This is a genomic window from Nocardia sp. NPDC056564 (genome assembly GCF_042793755.1).
Lineage (GTDB): Bacteria > Actinomycetota > Actinomycetes > Mycobacteriales > Mycobacteriaceae > Nocardia.
In genome coordinates this window covers 297,454-313,402 of the sequence record NZ_JBHTUR010000007.1, presented here as the reverse complement: position 1 = coordinate 313,402, position 15,949 = coordinate 297,454, and the positions used below count along the sequence as shown (strand labels likewise).

General features: G+C 70.4%; 16 protein-coding genes. 10 read left to right on the top strand and 6 right to left on the bottom strand.

Translation table 11 applies throughout. From position 1 onward, the window contains the following. Positions 1 to 39 precede the first annotated feature (39 nt). Positions 40 to 1,074, bottom strand: coding sequence for an aldo/keto reductase (locus ACFQ9K_RS20550; RefSeq protein ID WP_378720645.1), 1,035 nt, complete (start codon positions 1,072 to 1,074; stop codon positions 40 to 42). Between the two features lie 82 nt (positions 1,075 to 1,156). On the opposite strand from ACFQ9K_RS20550, the gene ACFQ9K_RS20545 reads away from it, so the two are divergent. Then, positions 1,157 to 1,789: a TetR-like C-terminal domain-containing protein gene (locus tag ACFQ9K_RS20545; RefSeq protein ID WP_378720644.1), complete on the top strand. Its 633-nt coding sequence runs from the start codon at positions 1,157 to 1,159 to the stop codon at positions 1,787 to 1,789. Positions 1,790 to 1,847: 58 nt separating this feature from the next. Here the strand turns inward: ACFQ9K_RS20545 and ACFQ9K_RS20540 are convergent, their stop codons facing one another. Then, positions 1,848 to 2,426 carry a TIGR03086 family metal-binding protein gene (locus tag ACFQ9K_RS20540; RefSeq protein WP_378720643.1) on the bottom strand — a complete coding sequence of 193 codons (579 nt, stop codon included), beginning with the start codon at positions 2,424 to 2,426 and terminating at the stop codon, positions 1,848 to 1,850. Between the two features lie 205 nt (positions 2,427 to 2,631). On the opposite strand from ACFQ9K_RS20540, the gene ACFQ9K_RS20535 reads away from it, so the two are divergent. Both ACFQ9K_RS20535 and ACFQ9K_RS20530 read left to right on the top strand, forming a co-directional pair. Continuing rightward, positions 2,632 to 2,868, top strand: a complete 237-nt coding sequence (locus ACFQ9K_RS20535) for a hypothetical protein (RefSeq protein ID WP_150399775.1) — start codon at positions 2,632 to 2,634, stop codon at positions 2,866 to 2,868. Between the two features lie 132 nt (positions 2,869 to 3,000). Then, complete coding sequence (locus ACFQ9K_RS20530) at positions 3,001 to 3,207, top strand: hypothetical protein (protein ID WP_378720642.1); 207 nt, start codon at positions 3,001 to 3,003, stop codon at positions 3,205 to 3,207. 18 nt (positions 3,208 to 3,225) lie between these two features. Here the strand turns inward: ACFQ9K_RS20530 and menD are convergent, their stop codons facing one another. The 3 genes from menD to ACFQ9K_RS20515 form a co-directional block, all read right to left on the bottom strand. Beyond that, positions 3,226 to 4,869, bottom strand: coding sequence for a 2-succinyl-5-enolpyruvyl-6-hydroxy-3-cyclohexene-1-carboxylic-acid synthase (menD, locus tag ACFQ9K_RS20525; protein WP_378720641.1), 1,644 nt, complete (start codon positions 4,867 to 4,869; stop codon positions 3,226 to 3,228). Positions 4,870 to 5,030: 161 nt separating this feature from the next. Next, entirely contained in the window at positions 5,031 to 5,480 is a 450-nt protein-coding gene (locus ACFQ9K_RS20520; protein WP_378720661.1) for a DUF6918 family protein, read from the bottom strand. Between the two features lie 85 nt (positions 5,481 to 5,565). Then, positions 5,566 to 6,222 carry a PaaI family thioesterase gene (locus ACFQ9K_RS20515; protein ID WP_378720640.1) on the bottom strand — a complete coding sequence of 219 codons (657 nt, stop codon included), beginning with the start codon at positions 6,220 to 6,222 and terminating at the stop codon, positions 5,566 to 5,568. Positions 6,223 to 6,315: 93 nt separating this feature from the next. Between ACFQ9K_RS20515 and ACFQ9K_RS20510 the strand changes: the two genes are divergently transcribed. The 5 genes from ACFQ9K_RS20510 (at position 6,316) to ACFQ9K_RS20490 (ending at position 11,032) form a co-directional block, all read left to right on the top strand. Further along, a complete protein-coding gene (locus ACFQ9K_RS20510; RefSeq protein ID WP_378720639.1) occupies positions 6,316 to 7,209 on the top strand; it encodes a 1,4-dihydroxy-2-naphthoyl-CoA synthase in 894 nt (297 codons plus the stop codon). 1 nt (position 7,210) lies between these two features. Then, positions 7,211 to 7,603 (top strand): VOC family protein, encoded by a 393-nt coding sequence (locus ACFQ9K_RS20505; protein WP_378720638.1) that lies wholly within the window; start codon positions 7,211 to 7,213, stop codon positions 7,601 to 7,603. Positions 7,604 to 8,011: 408 nt separating this feature from the next. After that, the gene (menE, locus tag ACFQ9K_RS20500) at positions 8,012 to 9,145 is read left to right on the top strand and encodes an o-succinylbenzoate--CoA ligase (RefSeq protein WP_378720660.1); all 1,134 of its coding nucleotides are present in this window, start codon (positions 8,012 to 8,014) and stop codon (positions 9,143 to 9,145) included. Between the two features lie 67 nt (positions 9,146 to 9,212). After that, on the top strand, positions 9,213 to 10,199 hold the full coding sequence (locus ACFQ9K_RS20495) for an ATP-binding cassette domain-containing protein (RefSeq protein WP_378720637.1): 987 nt from the start codon (positions 9,213 to 9,215) through the stop codon (positions 10,197 to 10,199). Continuing rightward, a complete protein-coding gene (locus tag ACFQ9K_RS20490) occupies positions 10,196 to 11,032 on the top strand; it encodes an ABC transporter permease (protein ID WP_378720636.1) in 837 nt (278 codons plus the stop codon). Before ACFQ9K_RS20495 ends, ACFQ9K_RS20490 begins: the two co-directional genes overlap by 4 nt. A 70-nt stretch (positions 11,033 to 11,102) precedes the next feature. Here the strand turns inward: ACFQ9K_RS20490 and ACFQ9K_RS20485 are convergent, their stop codons facing one another. Next, positions 11,103 to 14,480 carry a BTAD domain-containing putative transcriptional regulator gene (locus ACFQ9K_RS20485; protein WP_378720635.1) on the bottom strand — a complete coding sequence of 1,126 codons (3,378 nt, stop codon included), beginning with the start codon at positions 14,478 to 14,480 and terminating at the stop codon, positions 11,103 to 11,105. Positions 14,481 to 14,567: 87 nt separating this feature from the next. Here ACFQ9K_RS20485 and ACFQ9K_RS20480 point away from each other — a divergent pair, with 87 nt between their 5' ends. Together ACFQ9K_RS20480 and ACFQ9K_RS20475 are read left to right on the top strand one after the other, a co-directional pair. Continuing rightward, positions 14,568 to 15,035, top strand: coding sequence for an SRPBCC family protein (locus ACFQ9K_RS20480; RefSeq protein WP_378720634.1), 468 nt, complete (start codon positions 14,568 to 14,570; stop codon positions 15,033 to 15,035). Between the two features lie 36 nt (positions 15,036 to 15,071). Next, positions 15,072 to 15,941, top strand: coding sequence for a 1,4-dihydroxy-2-naphthoate polyprenyltransferase (locus ACFQ9K_RS20475; protein WP_378720633.1), 870 nt, complete (start codon positions 15,072 to 15,074; stop codon positions 15,939 to 15,941). The last annotated feature ends 8 nt before the right edge of the window (positions 15,942 to 15,949 follow it).

Genomic DNA, 15,949 nt, shown 5'->3' with positions numbered 1-15,949 from the left:
GCTACGCAGGAGGTTCCATGCTTCGTGACCCGACACCGCTTACACCGCAGGGGGATTGAGGCGGGTGAAGTCGGGGAGGCGGTAGTACGGGTAGTAGGGGTAGGGCGGGGTGGTGGCGCTGGCCTTGTCGAGGCGGGCTATCTGGTCGGAGGTCAGTTCCCAGCCGATGGCGCCGAGGTTTTGCCGGAGCTGGGTCTCGTCGCGGGCGCCGACGATGACGGTCGCGACGGTGGGTCGGCGCAGGAGCCAGTTGAGGGCGATCTGGGGGACGGTTTTGCCGGTTTCGGCGGCCAGGTCGTCCAGGACGTCGACCACGTCGTAGAGCTTGTCGTCGTCGACCGGCGGGCCCGCCTCGGCGGTTCGGTGCAGGCGGCTGCCTGCGGGAATGGGTTGGCCGCGACGGATTTTGCCGGTGAGGCGGCCCCAGCCGAGGGGACTCCAGACCACGGCGCCGACGCCCTGATCCCGGCCGAGCGGCATCAGCTCCCATTCGTAGTCGCGGCCGACCAGGGAGTAGTACACCTGGTGGGCGACGTAGCGGGTCAGGCCGTGCTTGTCCGCCGCGGCAAGGGATTTCATCAGCTGCCAGCCGGCGAAGTTGGACGCGCCGAGGTAGCGGATCTTGCCTGCGCGGACCAGATCGTCCAGTGCGGCAACGACTTCCTCGACGGGGGTGCCCGCGTCGAAGACGTGCAGCTGGAACAGGTCGATGTAGTCGGTGCCGAGCCGGCGCAGCGCGGCCTCGACCGCGGTGATCAGCCGCGCCCGCCCGGAACCGGCCTGCGCCGGACCGGGTCCGGTGGGCAGCGAAGCCTTGGTGGAGAGGAGCAGTTGATCGCGGCGGCCCTTGATGGCCGCGCCGAGCACCTCCTCCGAGGCGCCGTCGGAGTAGACGTCGGCCGTGTCGAACATGGTGACGCCCGCCTCCAGGCTGATGTCGACCAACCGCCGCGCCTGCCCGGCATCGGTATCGCCCCAGGCGCTGAACAGTTCGCCGCGCCCGCCAAACGTGCCCGCGCCGAAGCTGAGGGCCGGGACGAGCAGACCTGATGCGCCGAGCCGCCGGTAGTCCATCGTGACTCCTAAAGGGTCTATAGTTCCGTTAACCCGTCGAACGGTACACCCTATCGACACTAAATGAAACCGGAGACCCATTATGACTGAAGATGACGCCGCGCCGGGTTCGGTTCGCCCAGGTGGACGCACGGCTCGCGTCCGCGAGGCCGTGCTGCGGGTCGCAGGTGATCTGCTTGCCGAGCGCGGCTTCGCGCATTTGGACCTCGCCGAGGTCGCCGCCGCCGCCGAGGTCGGCAAGACCACCGTCTACCGGCGCTGGCGCACGCCGACCGGCCTGGTCACCGATCTGCTGGTCGACATGGCCGAGCAGTCCGTGGCGCATGCCGACACCGGATCGCTGCTCGGCGACCTCACCGCCAATGCCCGCCTGGTCGCGAAAACGCTGACCGATCCACGGCAGGGCAGGCTTTTTCAGGCCGTCATCGCCGCCGCCACCTGCGACGAGGCAGCCGCGACGGCGCTGCGCCGGTTCTACGACGTCCGGCTCACCGAATGGTCGCCCTGCGTCGAGCGCGCCATCGAACGCGGCGAGGCGCCGCCCGGCACCGATGCGCGCGCCGTCCTGTCGGCCGTGTCCGCCCCGCTGTACTACCGCCTGCTGGCCAGCGGCGACCCGATCGACGACCACGCCGCGACCGCGGCCGCCCGCGCCGCCGTCGACGCCGTCACCGCGGGCACGTTCGCCACCGCGGCATCGACGCACGCCTCCTGATGTCCCGCACCGGAATTCGCCGCCGATTCCGGGTGCGCCGGCGCGCAGGCCCGCTCGCCTACGCGCTCCAGTCGGCGCTGCGTCCGGTGAGCGCGAGCACGCGCTCGAGCGCGGACGCCTCGGCCGGCACCGGAACCACCGGACCGAACAGCCCGGGAGTCCCCTCCGGCGGCACCCCGTCGAGCATGTCGAGCAGCGTGGCGAGATCGTCCGCGGTCGCGCTGAACGGCTGCCCGGTCGCCTTGGCCAGGTCCCAGCCGTGCACCACCAGTTCGTCCAACGCGATCCTGGCCATCACCGGCGCCGCCTCGCTGACCCCGCCCGCCTCGGTCACCCCGGCCCACGCGCCCGGCTCGCGCCAGGCCTCGACGAGCGCCTTCAGCTGCGCGGGAATGCGCGTGCGCCAATCGCCGGCCAGCGCGCGCTCCGCCCCGATGGACGGCGCGACCGACCCGCCGACCGCCTCCTTGGTCGCGGCCTGCCGGAACGCCTCGGTCAGGTCGAGCACGTGCGCGAGCAGGTCGCGCACGGTGGTGTCGGCGCACGGCGAGTGCGCGCCGAGCTGATCGTCGGCGATGCGGCAGACCACCGTCTCGAGTGCGGTGGCGGCCGGTTCGAAATCGAAATCCTGATTCATCGGTACTCCTGGGGGCGCGCTGGACGTCTGGTGATACAGACGACGCAGTGCGACGGGATTCATCGGTGCCCGCCCGGATCGAAGCCGGGCCCGCGCCCCCCGAGCGAATCCACCGCCCGGCCACCGTCGCCCGACGCCGCCCGCGCGACCGCGCCGCGACCAAGTCGTGACAGCGAAAAGCGCTGGAAAAGAGGACAATTGGTAGATGAAGGGTGATCGAGTGGAGATCGTCGTCGACTTCGGCGACGGGTCTCGCAATTACGAAGTGGTCGCTACCCGAGCCGGGCGGCGAGTCGAGGTGCGCATCGCGCGCGGAGTCGTGGAGGTGACCGAGGTGACCCGAACCGGGACACCCGTGCGGACCGCGCGATTCATGGCCGGCCGCACGCTGGCGCTGGTCGAATTCCCGGCCGACGGAAACGGGGCGCGCGCGGGCGAGTAACCAGGCCCGGCAGGGTTGCTCCGGCACCGGACGAGGCGCATGCTCGAAGTGCCGAAGCGTTGTCCGCCTTGATTACGGCGTGCCCGCGCGGGTACGCCCTGGACCGAGGCCCACTGCCGAGAGGAGCGCACAATGACCGATCGCAGCACGTCCGACGACCTGTACCCGGTTCCGGAGGCCGACCTCGCCGAGCAGTCGATCCCCGCGTACCCGAGCGCCGACGAGTACACCGACGACCGGGACGACCCGGACATCGCCCAGACCTGGGAAGCCGATCCGGCAGATGTGATCGAACAATCGATCACCGTTCCCCTCGACGACGAGGCCGACCACGCCTGAGCTCGACGAAAGCGCTTGTCAGGGCGCGATCTTCGCGCGCACCGTGGCGTGCAGCTCACGCAGGCTGGACCGCTCGGTAGCCACCTCGAGCACCCGCGTCCCGTGCGCGTTCCCGGCCAGCTCGACGGCCAGCCGCGCGGGATCGACCTGCTTGTGCGGAATCCGATAGGCCGCGCACAACGCGGCCAGATCCATCCCGTGCGGCGTGCCGAAGACCCGCTCGAAGACGCCCGCGTACTGCGGATCGCCCTGCTCGAGCAGCTCGAAGATGCCGCCCCCGTCGTCGTTGGCCACCACGATGGTCAGGTCGGTGGGCCGCGGCTCGCCGGGGCCGATCAGCAGCCCGGACGCGTCGTGCAGGAAGGTCAGGTCGCCGATCAGCGCGACGGTCCGGCCCTCGTGCCGCAGCGCCGCCCCGACCGCGGTGGACACCGTGCCGTCGATCCCCGCGACCCCGCGGTTGGACAGCACCCGGATGCCCGGCCGCGGGTGCGAGACCAGGGCCGCGTCCCGCACCGGATTGGACGCGCCGAGCAGCAGCTGATCGCCGTCGCGCAGCGCGTTCATCACGACCGCGGCCACGTGCAGGCCGGTCGGCTTCGGGTGGGCGTCGAGTTCCTCGCGCACCACCTGCTGCGCCTTCGCGTTCAGCTCCCGGCAGTACGCCAGCCACTCCGGCCGGGGCGCGCCGGAGGTGACCGCCCGGGTTCCGGTGCCGAGCACGTTGCCGGAGACATCGGGCCAGCGCGGCCCGGTGGTCAGCGCATAGACCCGAACCGCCGGATCGGCAAGGACTTTGGACACCTGACGATGCAGCGTCGGTCGCCCGGTGATGATCGCCTGGCGCGGCTTCAGCAGCGGCAGCGCGAGCGGATGCAGCGCGGGGCCGTGCATCGGCGCGGTCGGTTCGGCGACCGTGGGCAGGTCGGCCAGCTCCGGCCGCAGCCCGGCGCCGTGCCCGGAGATCACCACGGTGTCGGGGGTGAGATCGAGGTCGAGCGGCACGTCCAGCGTGGCGTACTGGGTCTTGGTCCACGCCTGATCGTCCGCGCGTCCGGCCGGGGCGAGTTCCCCTGGCGCGAGATTCGGCACCAGCGGTTCGCGCAGCGGGATGTCGAAGTGCACCGGGCCCGCGTTGCCGGAACGGGTGCCGCGGGCCGCCGCGAGGACCCGGCAGACGGCCGAGCGCCACTGGCTGTTCTGATGCCCGTAGGCCGCGCAGTCGGCGGTCGCGGCCTCCTCCTCGGCCAGGCCGAGGCTGATGGTCGCGCGGACCTGGCTGCCGAACAGCCCGAGCTGTTCCACCGTCTGGTTCGCGCCGGAGCCGAGCATCTCGTACGGCCGGTTGGCGCTGAGCACCACCAGCGGAATGCGGGCGTAGTTCGCCTCCAGCACGGCCGGGCCGAGATTGGCCACCGCGGTACCCGAGGTCATCACGACGGGCACCGGCAGCCGGCTGGCCACCGACAAACCGATGGCGAGGAAGCCCGCGGTCCGTTCGTCGATGCGCATGTGCAGCCGGATCCGCCCCGCGGCGTCGGCGGCCTGCAGCGCGAAGGCCAGCGGGGCGTTGCGCGAGCCGGGGCACAGGACGACGTCCCGCACCCCGCCGCGCGCGAGTTCGTCCACCACGACCTGCGCTTGTGCTGTAGACGGGTTCACGCCTCCAGCCTCTCAGACAGTGCGCCCCGCGTCTTCGTCACCCTGCTCACACCGGGCGGGTCGACCGGGGGCGGCCGGACAGCAGAACGCGCCGCACATCGGAAAGCCCGGCCGCGAGCGGCCGGTCGATGTGCGACGCGTTCGACGTGCACGAGGTTAATTCAGTTGGCGTGCTTCTGAATCAGGTCTCCGACGCGCGGCAGCGCCTCGATGACGTTCTTCTTCGCCGACGAACGCATCGACGAGTAGACCTTCTTCAGCGCGGGCCGGGTGGAGGCTTCGGCGCGGGCGTCGGTGACCGCCAGGAGCGCCTCGGCGACCTCGTCGGACTTGGCGACCAGCAGGTCGCCGAACTTGCCCGACGCTCCCGCCGCGGTGAATTCCTGCCAGAACGGGTCCAGCTGCGCAACCAGTTTGGGCGCCAACGACTCCAGGCCGTCGGGCACGATCGACGGGCTGATCTTCTTGACCGCCGCGTAGCCACCCTTCACTGCCAGGCCGGACGCACCACCCTTGTCCGAGACCTCGGCATCAAGAACCTCGACGGCATCGGCAAGGAAAGCCGGGCGCTTGGCGTCGTCGAGCAGGGATTCAGACAGTGCTGCAACCACTTTCAGGTCCTCCGGAATAGGTTTCGATGAACGAGCAGGCGCAACTATACGCATCCCCGCGCGACTGGTCGCGGCACTCACCTGCTCAAGGCTGCCAGGGCAGCAATTGCACCATCAATCCTTCACAATCCGCGAGCAGATTGCCCTGCTCATCGAGCAATTCGCCGGTGATCAAGGTCTTTCGGCCCTCGATGCGATCGACACGACCGCGCACCGTCAGCGGCGTTTCCAGCGGAGTGATCTTGCGGTAGTTCACATGTAGGAAAGCGGTGCGGCTGATCGGCCGGCCGGCGTAGTGCACGATCATCCCGAGCAGTTCGTCGAACAGCAGCGGCAGCACGCCGCCGTGCACCGCGCCATTGCCGCCGAGGTGGTACCGGCGGAACTCACCGGTCATCCGGATGCCGTCCGGACCCGCCTCGGCCAGTTGCCACGGCGGCAGCAACAGGCTTCCGCGGCCGGGCAATTCGACCGCCCGGCCGGCCGGGCCCTGGAGTTCGGGTGCGCGGTGCGGCGCGAGCAGCGCGATGAGCTGTTCGGCCTGAGTGAGCGCGGCGCCGAAGACCTCGTCCGGCGCGTCCACGGATACCGCGAGGTCCTGCAGGGTCCGCATGGCCTCGACGAACGGCCCGAAGTGGGGCCCGATCTTCGCGCGGGACGCCTTCGGAAATCCCCCGTGCCGTTCATACCGGGACTCATCCACCGCGCTACGGTCGATAACCGGTTTCACTCGATCACTCATATATGCACGGTAACCCGTTATTTTACACCGTCAAGTGGCAGATTTTCGCACGCAGCTCGAGCCGACTGAGAGCCGAGGGCAATAATCACCAGGGTGACGTTCAATCCGAAGTTGTGGCGACCCGTCCCCGGGTTCGAGAATCTGACCGACATCACCTACCACCGGCACATCGAACAGGGCACGGTCCGTGTCGCTTTCGATCGTCCCGAGGTGCGCAATGCGTTTCGCCCGCATACGGTCGACGAACTCTATCGGGCCCTGGACCACGCGCGGATGACCTCGGACGTCGGCGCGGTGCTGATCACCGGCAACGGACCGAGCCCGAAGGACGGCGGCTGGGCCTTCTGCTCCGGCGGCGACCAGCGCATCCGCGGCCGCAACGGCTACCAGTACGCCAGCGGCGACACCGCGGACACCGTCGACCAGGCGCGCGCGGGCCGGCTGCACATCCTCGAGGTGCAGCGGCTGATCCGGTTCATGCCGAAGGTGGTCATCGCGCTGGTGAACGGCTGGGCCGCGGGCGGCGGGCACAGCCTGCACGTGGTCTGCGACCTCACCCTGGCCAGCCGCGAGCACGCCCGGTTCAAGCAGACCGACGCCGACGTGGGCAGCTTCGACGGCGGGTACGGCAGCGCCTACCTGGCGAAGATGGTGGGCCAGAAGTTCGCCCGCGAGATCTTCTTCCTCGGCCGCCCCTACACCGCCGAGGAGATGCACCAGATGGGCGCGGTGAACAAGGTCGTCGATCACGCCGAACTGGAGAACGTCGCGCTGGAGTGGACCGCCGACATCAACGGCAAATCCCCACAGGCCCAACGCATGTTGAAGTACGCGTTCAACCTGCTCGACGACGGACTGGTGGGCCAGCAACTGTTCGCCGGCGAGGCGACCAGGATGGCGTACATGACCGACGAGGCCGTCGAGGGCCGCGACTCGTTCCTGGAGAAGCGCAAGCCCGACTGGACCCCCTACCCCTGGTATTTCTGACATGGACGTGCTGAGCAGCCGGATCATTCTGCGCCCGGCCGACTACGAGCGGACGCTCGGCTTCTACCGCGACGGGCTCGGCCTGGCCATCGCGCGGGAGTATCCGGGCGGCACCGTTTTCTTCGCTGGACAGTCGCTGATCGAGGTCGCCGCGCACGGCGGATCGGACACACCGTCGGTGTTCGACGGCGCCATCTGGCTCCAGGTCCGCGACGCGGCGGACGCGGCGGCGGAGCTCGCCCTGCGGGGCATCGTCATCGATCGGGCGCCGGTGCGGGAGCCGTGGGGGCTGATCGAGATGTGGGTGCGTGACCCGGACGGGGTGCCGATCGTGGTCGTCGAAGTGCCCGCCGATCACCCGATCCGCCGGGACACACGCAGGTCGAAGGACTGATACCGGCGGCGCCCCGCCCGTCGGGCGGCGGAGCCGAGTTGCCAAGGGCCGCTGCGGCGAGGACGATAGCGCTCGGATGGCCCCCGACCGCCGATGTCCGGCCAGGCCACCGTGCGTAACCCGTCCGACGAGTGAATCGCAGTCTCGATGCCTGGCGTACCTGAGCCCCATTTCCCGGGGGTGGCCGCACATGTCTCGCGCCACCCCGGCAAACCGACCACCCGTTCCGCGTTCGGCGACGCGGCCATGACACGATCGCTACCGTGAGCAAGCGCAGTGGGCGAGCCGTAGGCACAGCGCCTCTGGGAACGATGGGGCCGAACGGCGAGGTGGAGTCGTGACTGTTCCGCGGGCGGCGGGGGTTGGCACTGAGGTGGAATCGTGAGTCGCACCCTTCGCACGCTGCCGATGCCGACCGGCTCGGGTGCGGGCGAGGTACTTCCGCATCTGCGCGAGGCGCTCGAGGGCAACGGCCCCGCGTGGCTGCCGATCCCGACCAGCGACCGGCGCGAGGCCCGGCGGCTCAGCGACGCCCTCGCACCCGGCGAGACCATCGATGACGACGTCGCCCTCGTGGTGACCACCTCCGGCACCACCGGCGTGCCCAAGGGCGCGATGCTGAGCGCCGCCGCGTTGCGGGCCAGCGGCACCGCCACGCACGACCGGCTCGGCGGCCCGGGCAGCTGGCTGCTCGCCCTGCCGACGCACCACATCGCGGGCATTCAGGTGCTGCTGCGCAGCATCCTGGCCGGCACCCAGCCCACCATTCTCGACGTCTCCGGCGGCTTCCTGCCCGAGGCGCTGGCCGGCGCCGTGTCCGGCATGCGCGGCGAGCGGCGCTACACCGCGCTGGTGCCGACCCAGCTGATCAAGGCGCTCGACGCGCCCGTCGCCGCGGCGGCGCTGGCCCAGCTGGACGGCGTCCTGGTCGGCGGCGCGGCCACCCCGCCACCGATCTACGAACGCGCGAAAGCGGCCGGGATCAACGTCGTTCGCACCTACGGCATGAGCGAGACCTGCGGCGGCTGCGTATACGACGGCGTCCCGCTGGACGGCACGCGGATCCGCATCGAGGACGGCCGGGTGCTGCTCGGCGGCGCGATGATCGCCTCCGGCTACCGCGGCCAGCCGGACCACCCCGCCTTCGCCGAGCCCGGCTGGTTCCGCACCGAGGACGCGGGCACCTTCGCCGACGGCAGGCTGAGCATCACCGGCCGGCTCGACGAGGCCATCATGACCGGCGGCCTGCTGGTGATTCCGCAGGTGGTCGAGGCCGTGCTGATGAACCACCCGGCCATCCGCGAATGCGTGGTGCTCGGCCTACCCGACGAACGCCTCGGCCAGCGCGTCGCGGTCGTGGTGGTCCCCGCCCCCGGCGCCACCCCCACCCTGGACGAGCTGCGCGAACACGTGATCGCCGAACTGGATTCGATCGCCGCCCCGCGCGAACTCACCCTGGTCGACGAGATCCCCATGCGCGGCCCCGGCAAGCCCGACCGCACCCGGCTGCGGGAGAGCCTGCTCGCCGACTCGACCCGCTGACGCCCGCCAGCGACGGCGTCATCGTCGTGCAAGGACCGTGCAAGAAGCGTGCCGCACAGTCATACCCATGACTTCTTTCACACCCACTTCAGCACTCGCCGTCGAGGCGGACGGGCTGGTCAAGGTGTTCGGGGAACAGCGCGCCGTCGATGGTGTGAGCCTGGCGGTGCCGCAAGGCTCGGTGTACGGCGTGCTCGGACCGAACGGCGCGGGCAAGACCACGACCATCAAGATGCTCGCCACCCTGCTTCGCCTGGACGGCGGCAGCGCCCGCATCTTCGGCCACGACGTGGTCGCCGAGCCGACGGCCGTACGGTCGCTGGTCGGCGTCACCGGGCAGTACGCCTCGGTCGACGAGGATCTGTCCGCCACCGAGAACCTGATCCTGTTCTCCCGCCTGCTCGGGCTCAGCCGCACCGACGCCCGGCGCAAGTCGGCCGAGCTGCTGGAGGAGTTCGATCTGACCGAGGCGGCGACCAAGCCGCTCAAGAACTTCTCCGGCGGCATGCGGCGCCGGCTCGACCTGGCCGCCAGCCTGATCGCGACCCCGCCGCTGCTGTTCCTCGACGAGCCGACCACCGGCCTGGACCCGCGCACCCGCGCCCAGATGTGGGCGACCATCCGCAGGCTGGTCCGGGAGGGCGCCACGGTGCTGCTCACCACGCAGTACCTGGACGAGGCCGATCAGCTCGCCGACCGGATCGCGGTGATCGACCACGGCAAGGTGATCGCCGACGGCACCGCCGACGAGCTCAAGGCCTCGGTCGGCGGCTCCTCGCTGCACCTGACCCTGGTCGAGCGGGATCAGCTCGACGAGGCGCGCCGCATCGTCAGCGAGTTCCTGGCCGCCGACGCCGTGATCACGCCGGAGGCCGGCCGGCTGACCGCGCCGCTGCAGGACGCGGGCCTGACCGCCGATCTGCTGATCCGCCTGCGCGAGCGGCAGATCGGCATCGACGAGATCACCGTCAGCAAGCCGAGCCTCGACGAGGTCTTCCTCACCATCACCGGTCGCCCGGCCGACGACACCGACACCGAAAGGAGCGCGGCATGACCACCATCACCGCTCCCGCCCCCGCCCGCCGGGCCGCGCCCGTCAACATTCCCGAGGTCAGCAATCACATCAGCCTGCGCAGGTCGATCGAGACCTCGTTCACCATGGCCTACCGCGGCCTGCTGAAGATCAAGCACAACCCGGAGCAGCTGTTCGACGTCACCGTGCAGCCGATCCTGTTCACCGCGTTGTTCGCCTTCATCTTCGGCGGATCGATCGGCGGGTCCGTGCACGACTACCTGCCGACCCTCATCCCCGGCATCCTGGTGCAGACGGTGATCCTGACCTCGGTGGTCACCGGCACCCAGTTGCGCGAGGACATGGACAAGGGCGTCTTCGACCGGTTCAAATCCCTGCCGATCGCCCGCATCTCGGCGCTGGCCGGCGCGCTGATCGCCGACATGGTGCGCTACACCCTCGCCACGGTGCTCACCGTGGTGGTCGGCCTGTGCCTCGGCTACCGGCCCGGCGGCGGTTTCGTCGGCGTCGTGGCCGCCGGACTGGTGGTCATCGTGTGCTCGTTCGCGGTCAGCTGGATCTGGGCGCTGGTCGGCGTCACCGGCAAGAGCGCCTCCGGCGTGCAAGGCATTTCGATGATGATCATGTTCCCGCTGACCTTCATGTCCGGCGCGCTGGCTCCGGTGAGCAAGATGCCCGGCTGGTTGCAGGGCCTGAACCACGTGAACCCGGTCTACTACATGGTGAACGCGGCCCAGGAGCTGATGAACAGCAACAGCTACGGCAGCAACCTGGCCTGGTCGTTGATCGGCTCGGTCGTGGTGATCGCGATCTTCGCCCCGCTCGCGGTGAAGGCGTACATGCGCCGGGCGTGAGTACCGAAACCCGATGAGGGGCAACGCAACGCCGGTCGGCCACGGGTCGACCGGCGTTGCCGCGTGCCGCTCAGAGCTCGTCGCGCAACTCCCCCAGGATCTGCATGATCCGGTCGACCGAGTCCTTCCGGCGCATGCGCCCCACCTTCGTCCTGGCCTCGGCCAACGGGCCCGCACCGAGCCGCCGGTCGACCAATTCGGCCTGGGTGGACCAGCGCATCGACGGAAAGTCCTGGCGGCAGAAGGCATTCGGCGCCAGGGCGAACAACTCCAGGCCGCGGGCCAGCTCCTGCTCGGTCGCGACCAGATACAGCCCGACCGTGGCGGCGACGGCGCCGACCTGCGGCAGGTCCCGGAACTGGGCCATGGTCGGCAACGCGAGCTCGATCAGGCTGGTGATCAGATCGTCGGTGGTATCCAACGCGTCGTGCAGCACGCGCGCGGACACCACGGTGGCGCCGAGCATGAGCCCGCTCGGCCCCGGATTCGCCTCGTCCTCCGGCCAGCCGGACAACTCCAAGGCCCGTTGGTAGCGGTCGAGGCCGCCCTCGATGTCCCCTTCGGCGAGCGCGGTCTCGGCGGAACTCTGCATGATCGTGGCCAGCAGATGGTTCTGCCCGCCCACCACGCCGTCGAGGTGGGACGATTCGAACGCGAGCGCCAGTTCGCGCCGCGCCTCGTCCAGGCGTCCCGCGCCGAGCAGCGACGCGACCAGCATGGCCCTGGTCTCGACGGTGTCCTCGTACGCCCCCAGCCGCTGTAGCATGCCGAGCGCGCGGCGGTAGTGGACGACGGCCCGCTCGTACTCGGCGATCTGGCCGTACACCTGGCCGAGGTGCCTGCACACCATGGCCACACTCCAGACATTCTCCCCGCCGAGAATGTCCAGCGCGTGCACCGCGTCCACCGTCGACCCCCGCACGTCACCGAGGTTCTCCCGGATATTCGCGCGCAACAGCAAAGCGGTAGAACGAGTTTCGAGATCCTTCGCCCGGATCGAATGCGCGATGTAGCGCGCGAGGCCCCGGCCGTCGGAGCGGGTGAGCACGATGTTGCCGACGAAGCGGTTGGCCTCGCTGAGATCGGTTCGGTCGCGCAGCAACCGCCGCACCCTGGTGCGCAGCCGGGCGAGCGCACGCGGGTCGGCCCGGCTGAAGGCCAGATGCATGAACATCGTCTGATAGCTCATCAACACCAGGTCGCCGGGCGGCGCGTCCGGCCCGGTATCGGCCGGGTAGAGCTCGGCGACCCGCGGCGCCCAGGCGATCACCTCCAGGTGCGAGCCGCGCAGCACCCACAGCATGCTGATCACCGGGAACACCGTGTACGCGGTACCGGCATCGCGCCGTTCGAGCGCATAGCGCAGCGCCGCGAGCAGATTGTCCAACTCGGTGGCCACCGACAGGGCCAGCTCCACCTGATCGCCGGTGAGGTAGCGCGCCGCCGCGGCGGCGCAATAGTTCTTGGCCCACACCATCAACCGCTCGGCCATCAGGTCGGACTCGGACGGACAGGCGGCCAGTTGCTCGTCGCCGTACTCGCGCACCGTCTCCAGCATCCGGTAGCGGGTGCCGAGGACCTCGTCGTCGAGCATGGTGAGCAGCGACTGGTTCACCAGGCCGTCGACCGCCGCCGCGACGTCGGCGACCTCCGGCCCGCTGACCAACGCCTCGGCGGCGGACAGCGTGAAACCCGCTGGGAATCGGCACAATCGGCGCAACGCCACCTGCTGCGGGGCATCCAGCAGGTTCCAGCTCCAGTCGATCACCGCGTGCAGGGTGCGATGCCGCTCCGGCGAACTGCGATCGCCGTGCCGCAGCAGCGCGAACCGATCCGTCAGCCGCAGATTGATCTCCTCGACGCTCATCACCCGGACCCGCGCGGCGGCCAGCTCGATGGCCAGCGGCAGGCCGTCGAGGGTGTGACACAGCTGCGCGACGGTCTCGGGATCGAGCCGGACGCCGGGGCGGACCGACCTGGCCCGCGCCGCGAACAGTTCGGTCGCGGGCGACCCGGCCGCGTCGATGGTCAACGGCGGCAACGGGTATACCGCCTCCGCGGTGATCATCAGCGGCGCGCGGCTGGTGGTCAGCACGGTCAGCAGATCAGCCACGCCGATCAGGTCGGCGACCACGACCGCGACGGCGTCGATCAGATGCTCGCAGTTGTCCAGGACGAGTGTCATCGGTCGCGACGCGACCGCATTGCGCAGACGCTGCCTGCTCGCGGCCACGACCTCGCGATTCCGCAGGGCGGACGCCGCCCCCATCGACGTGTCGCCCAGGCCGAGGACCGCGCTGATCGCGGCCTCGATCTCGAGCACGATGTCGCTGTCCTCCGCGCGGATCGATGCCAGCTCCACCAGCACCACCGAGCGGCTGCGCGCCAGCCGCGCGCCGACCTCGTTGGCGATCCGGGTCTTGCCGGAGCCACCGGGACCGAGCACCGTGACCACCCGCGAGGTGCGCAGCAGCTCGTCGAGCGCGGTCAGATCGGCCTCGCGGCCCAGCAGCGCGTTGGGCGCGGCACGCAGTCCGATCGCCGTGGGCATGCCGAAATCCGTGGTCGCGCCTGGCCTTTCGGTGCCGTGCCCCGCGGCGGTGACCACGCCGCCCTGCGGCGGAACCGTCCCGGCGGGTGCGCGGTGGCCGAGCGAATCGCCGCGCAGGATCGCGGTGTTCAACTCGACCAGCGCCGGACCCGGATCCGCGCCGAGCTGCTCGACCAGCCGAGACCGGAAGGCGGCGAACGATTCCAGTGCCTCGTTGGGCCGACCGGCCACGGCGAGCAACCGCATCAGCGTGAGTTGCGCGGGTTCGTCCAGCGGGTTCGCCCCCGCCTGGAATCGGGCGATCCGCAGTGCGCCGTCGAGGTCCCCGGTCGCCTCGCGAGCCACGAGTTCGAGTGCGTCCAGTTCGGCGAGCCGGCTCGTCGCCACCGCGCGCAGCGCGTCGGCCACCGCGCCCGGCGGCAGATCCGCGCCGGGCTCGCCGCGCCACAGCGTCCGGGCCCGCGCGATCGCGTCCAGGCAGCCCACGTCGTCACCGGCGGTCCGGCCCGCGCGGGCCTGGCGGACCAGGTCGGCCACCAGGGTCAGATCCACCTGGTCGGCGGGCAAGGTCAGGCGGTACCCGGCCGGGCCGATCTCCAGCGCGCCGTCCGGTAGCGCGGACCGCAGCCGCGATACCTGGGTGTGCAGCGCGTTCATCGGCGCGCGCGGCGGCTGCTCGCCCCACACGTCGTCGATCAGCGACTGCGCGCTGCGGCTGCGGCCGGGGTGCAGCGCCAGGGCCGCGAGCAGGAGCCGGGACCGGGCGCCGGGCAGCGCGGTCAGTGTGCCGTCGCGGCGCAGCGCGATCTCGCCCAGCAGGGCGACCACGACCGGTTCACCTGCGGGCGCGCGCACCACGTGACCGCGACCGTCCTGGCCGCCCTGTTCCGCCAACATCCCGCGGTAATCGTATGCGAGCAGGGCTGGTCGAGCCGACATGGTTTTTTACTCCATTTCCGGTGGTCGGTCGCCTACGCTGTCCGCATGGCTGAGTTCGAAGTGGTCCGGCAGGCCGTGATCTCGGCCGAGCCGTCGCGCATCCACGGGCTGATCGACAACCTGCACGAGTGGACGAAATGGTCCCCCTGGGAGGACCTCGACCCGCAGTTGCAACGCACCTACACCGGCCCGGACGCCGGCGTCGGGGCCACGTACGCCTGGGTCGGCAACCGCAAGGCCGGTGCGGGCAGCATGGAGGTGATCGCCAGCGCCGATCGCGAGATCGGCATCCGGCTGGTCTTCGAGAAGCCGTGGAAGGCCACCAACCAGGTGCTGTTCGAGCTGAACCCGACCGAGTCCGGCGCCACCGAGGTGGTCTGGCGGATGACCGGGGAGCAGCAGGGCCTGATGAAGGTGCTGTCCAAGATCCTGCCGACCGACAAACTGGTCGGCAAGGATTTCGAGAAGGGCCTGGCCCGGTTGAAGGCGGTCGCGGAGGCCGACGGGCGCTGAGCGGCCATTGTCCGACCGCGACACTATGCTGCGGGGATGGCTACAGCAGCGCAATGGATCGAGGGCGCACGTCCACGCACCCTGCCGAACGCAATCGCCCCCGTGCTCGCGGGCACCGGTGCCGCCGCCTCGCTCGACGGCGCCGTGTGGTGGAAAGCCCTTCTCGCGCTGCTGGTTTCGCTGGCCCTGATCATCGGCGTCAACTTCGCCAACGACTACTCCGACGGCATTCGCGGCACCGACGACGTGCGGGTCGGCCCGGTGCGGCTGGTCGGGCAGAAGCTGGCCTCGCCCGCCGCGGTGCGCAATGCCGCGATCCTGAGCCTCGGCATCGCCGCGGTGGTCGGCCTGGTGCTCGCCGCGACCACGGCCTGGTGGTTGCTGCTGGTCGGCGTGGCCTGCCTGGCCGGCGCCTGGTTCTACACCGGCGGCAGTAAGCCCTACGGCTACAGCGGCTTCGGCGAGATCGCGGTGTTCGTGTTCTTCGGCCTGGTCGGCGTGCTCGGCACCGAGTTCGTCCAGGCGGAGCGGATCGACTGGGCCGGTGTGGTGCTGGCGGTCTCGGTCGGCGCGTTCTCCAGCGCGGTGCTGGTGGCGAACAACCTGCGCGACATCCCGACCGACTCGCAGTCCGGAAAGGTCACCCTGGCGGTCAAACTGGGCGACCCGCGGACCAGGACGTTGCAGCTCGCGCTGCTCGCCGTCCCGTTCATCGGCACGCTGCTGCTGCTGGCGCGCACCCCGTTCGCGCTGGTCGGGCTGCTGGCCATTCCGCTCGCGGTGCGGGCCAACGCGCCGGTCCGCTCCGGCAAGGGCGGCCTGGAACTCATTCCGGCGCTGCGCGACTCCGGCCTCGCGATGCTCGCCTGGTCGGCGCTCACCGCGGTGGCCATCAGCTTCGGCTGAGGTAGCCG

Excerpts from the sequence above, each read along its gene's own strand:
- ACFQ9K_RS20480 (WP_378720634.1), top strand. The coding sequence starts at position 14,568 with ATGGCTGAGTTCGAAGTGGTCCGGCAGGCCGTGATCTCGGCCGAGCCG.
- ACFQ9K_RS20530 (WP_378720642.1), top strand. The coding sequence starts at position 3,001 with ATGACCGATCGCAGCACGTCCGACGACCTGTACCCGGTTCCGGAGGCC.
- ACFQ9K_RS20540 (WP_378720643.1), bottom strand. The coding sequence starts at position 2,426 with ATGAATCAGGATTTCGATTTCGAACCGGCCGCCACCGCACTCGAGACG.
- menE (WP_378720660.1), top strand. The coding sequence starts at position 8,012 with ATGCCGACCGGCTCGGGTGCGGGCGAGGTACTTCCGCATCTGCGCGAG.
- ACFQ9K_RS20515 (WP_378720640.1), bottom strand. The coding sequence starts at position 6,222 with ATGAGTGATCGAGTGAAACCGGTTATCGACCGTAGCGCGGTGGATGAG.
- ACFQ9K_RS20495 (WP_378720637.1), top strand. The coding sequence starts at position 9,213 with ATGACTTCTTTCACACCCACTTCAGCACTCGCCGTCGAGGCGGACGGG.
- ACFQ9K_RS20485 (WP_378720635.1), bottom strand. The coding sequence starts at position 14,480 with ATGTTGGCGGAACAGGGCGGCCAGGACGGTCGCGGTCACGTGGTGCGC.
- ACFQ9K_RS20550 (WP_378720645.1), bottom strand. The coding sequence starts at position 1,074 with ATGGACTACCGGCGGCTCGGCGCATCAGGTCTGCTCGTCCCGGCCCTC.
- ACFQ9K_RS20545 (WP_378720644.1), top strand. The coding sequence starts at position 1,157 with ATGACTGAAGATGACGCCGCGCCGGGTTCGGTTCGCCCAGGTGGACGC.
- ACFQ9K_RS20535 (WP_150399775.1), top strand. The coding sequence starts at position 2,632 with ATGAAGGGTGATCGAGTGGAGATCGTCGTCGACTTCGGCGACGGGTCT.
- ACFQ9K_RS20475 (WP_378720633.1), top strand. The coding sequence starts at position 15,072 with ATGGCTACAGCAGCGCAATGGATCGAGGGCGCACGTCCACGCACCCTG.
- ACFQ9K_RS20490 (WP_378720636.1), top strand. The coding sequence starts at position 10,196 with ATGACCACCATCACCGCTCCCGCCCCCGCCCGCCGGGCCGCGCCCGTC.
- ACFQ9K_RS20505 (WP_378720638.1), top strand. The coding sequence starts at position 7,211 with ATGGACGTGCTGAGCAGCCGGATCATTCTGCGCCCGGCCGACTACGAG.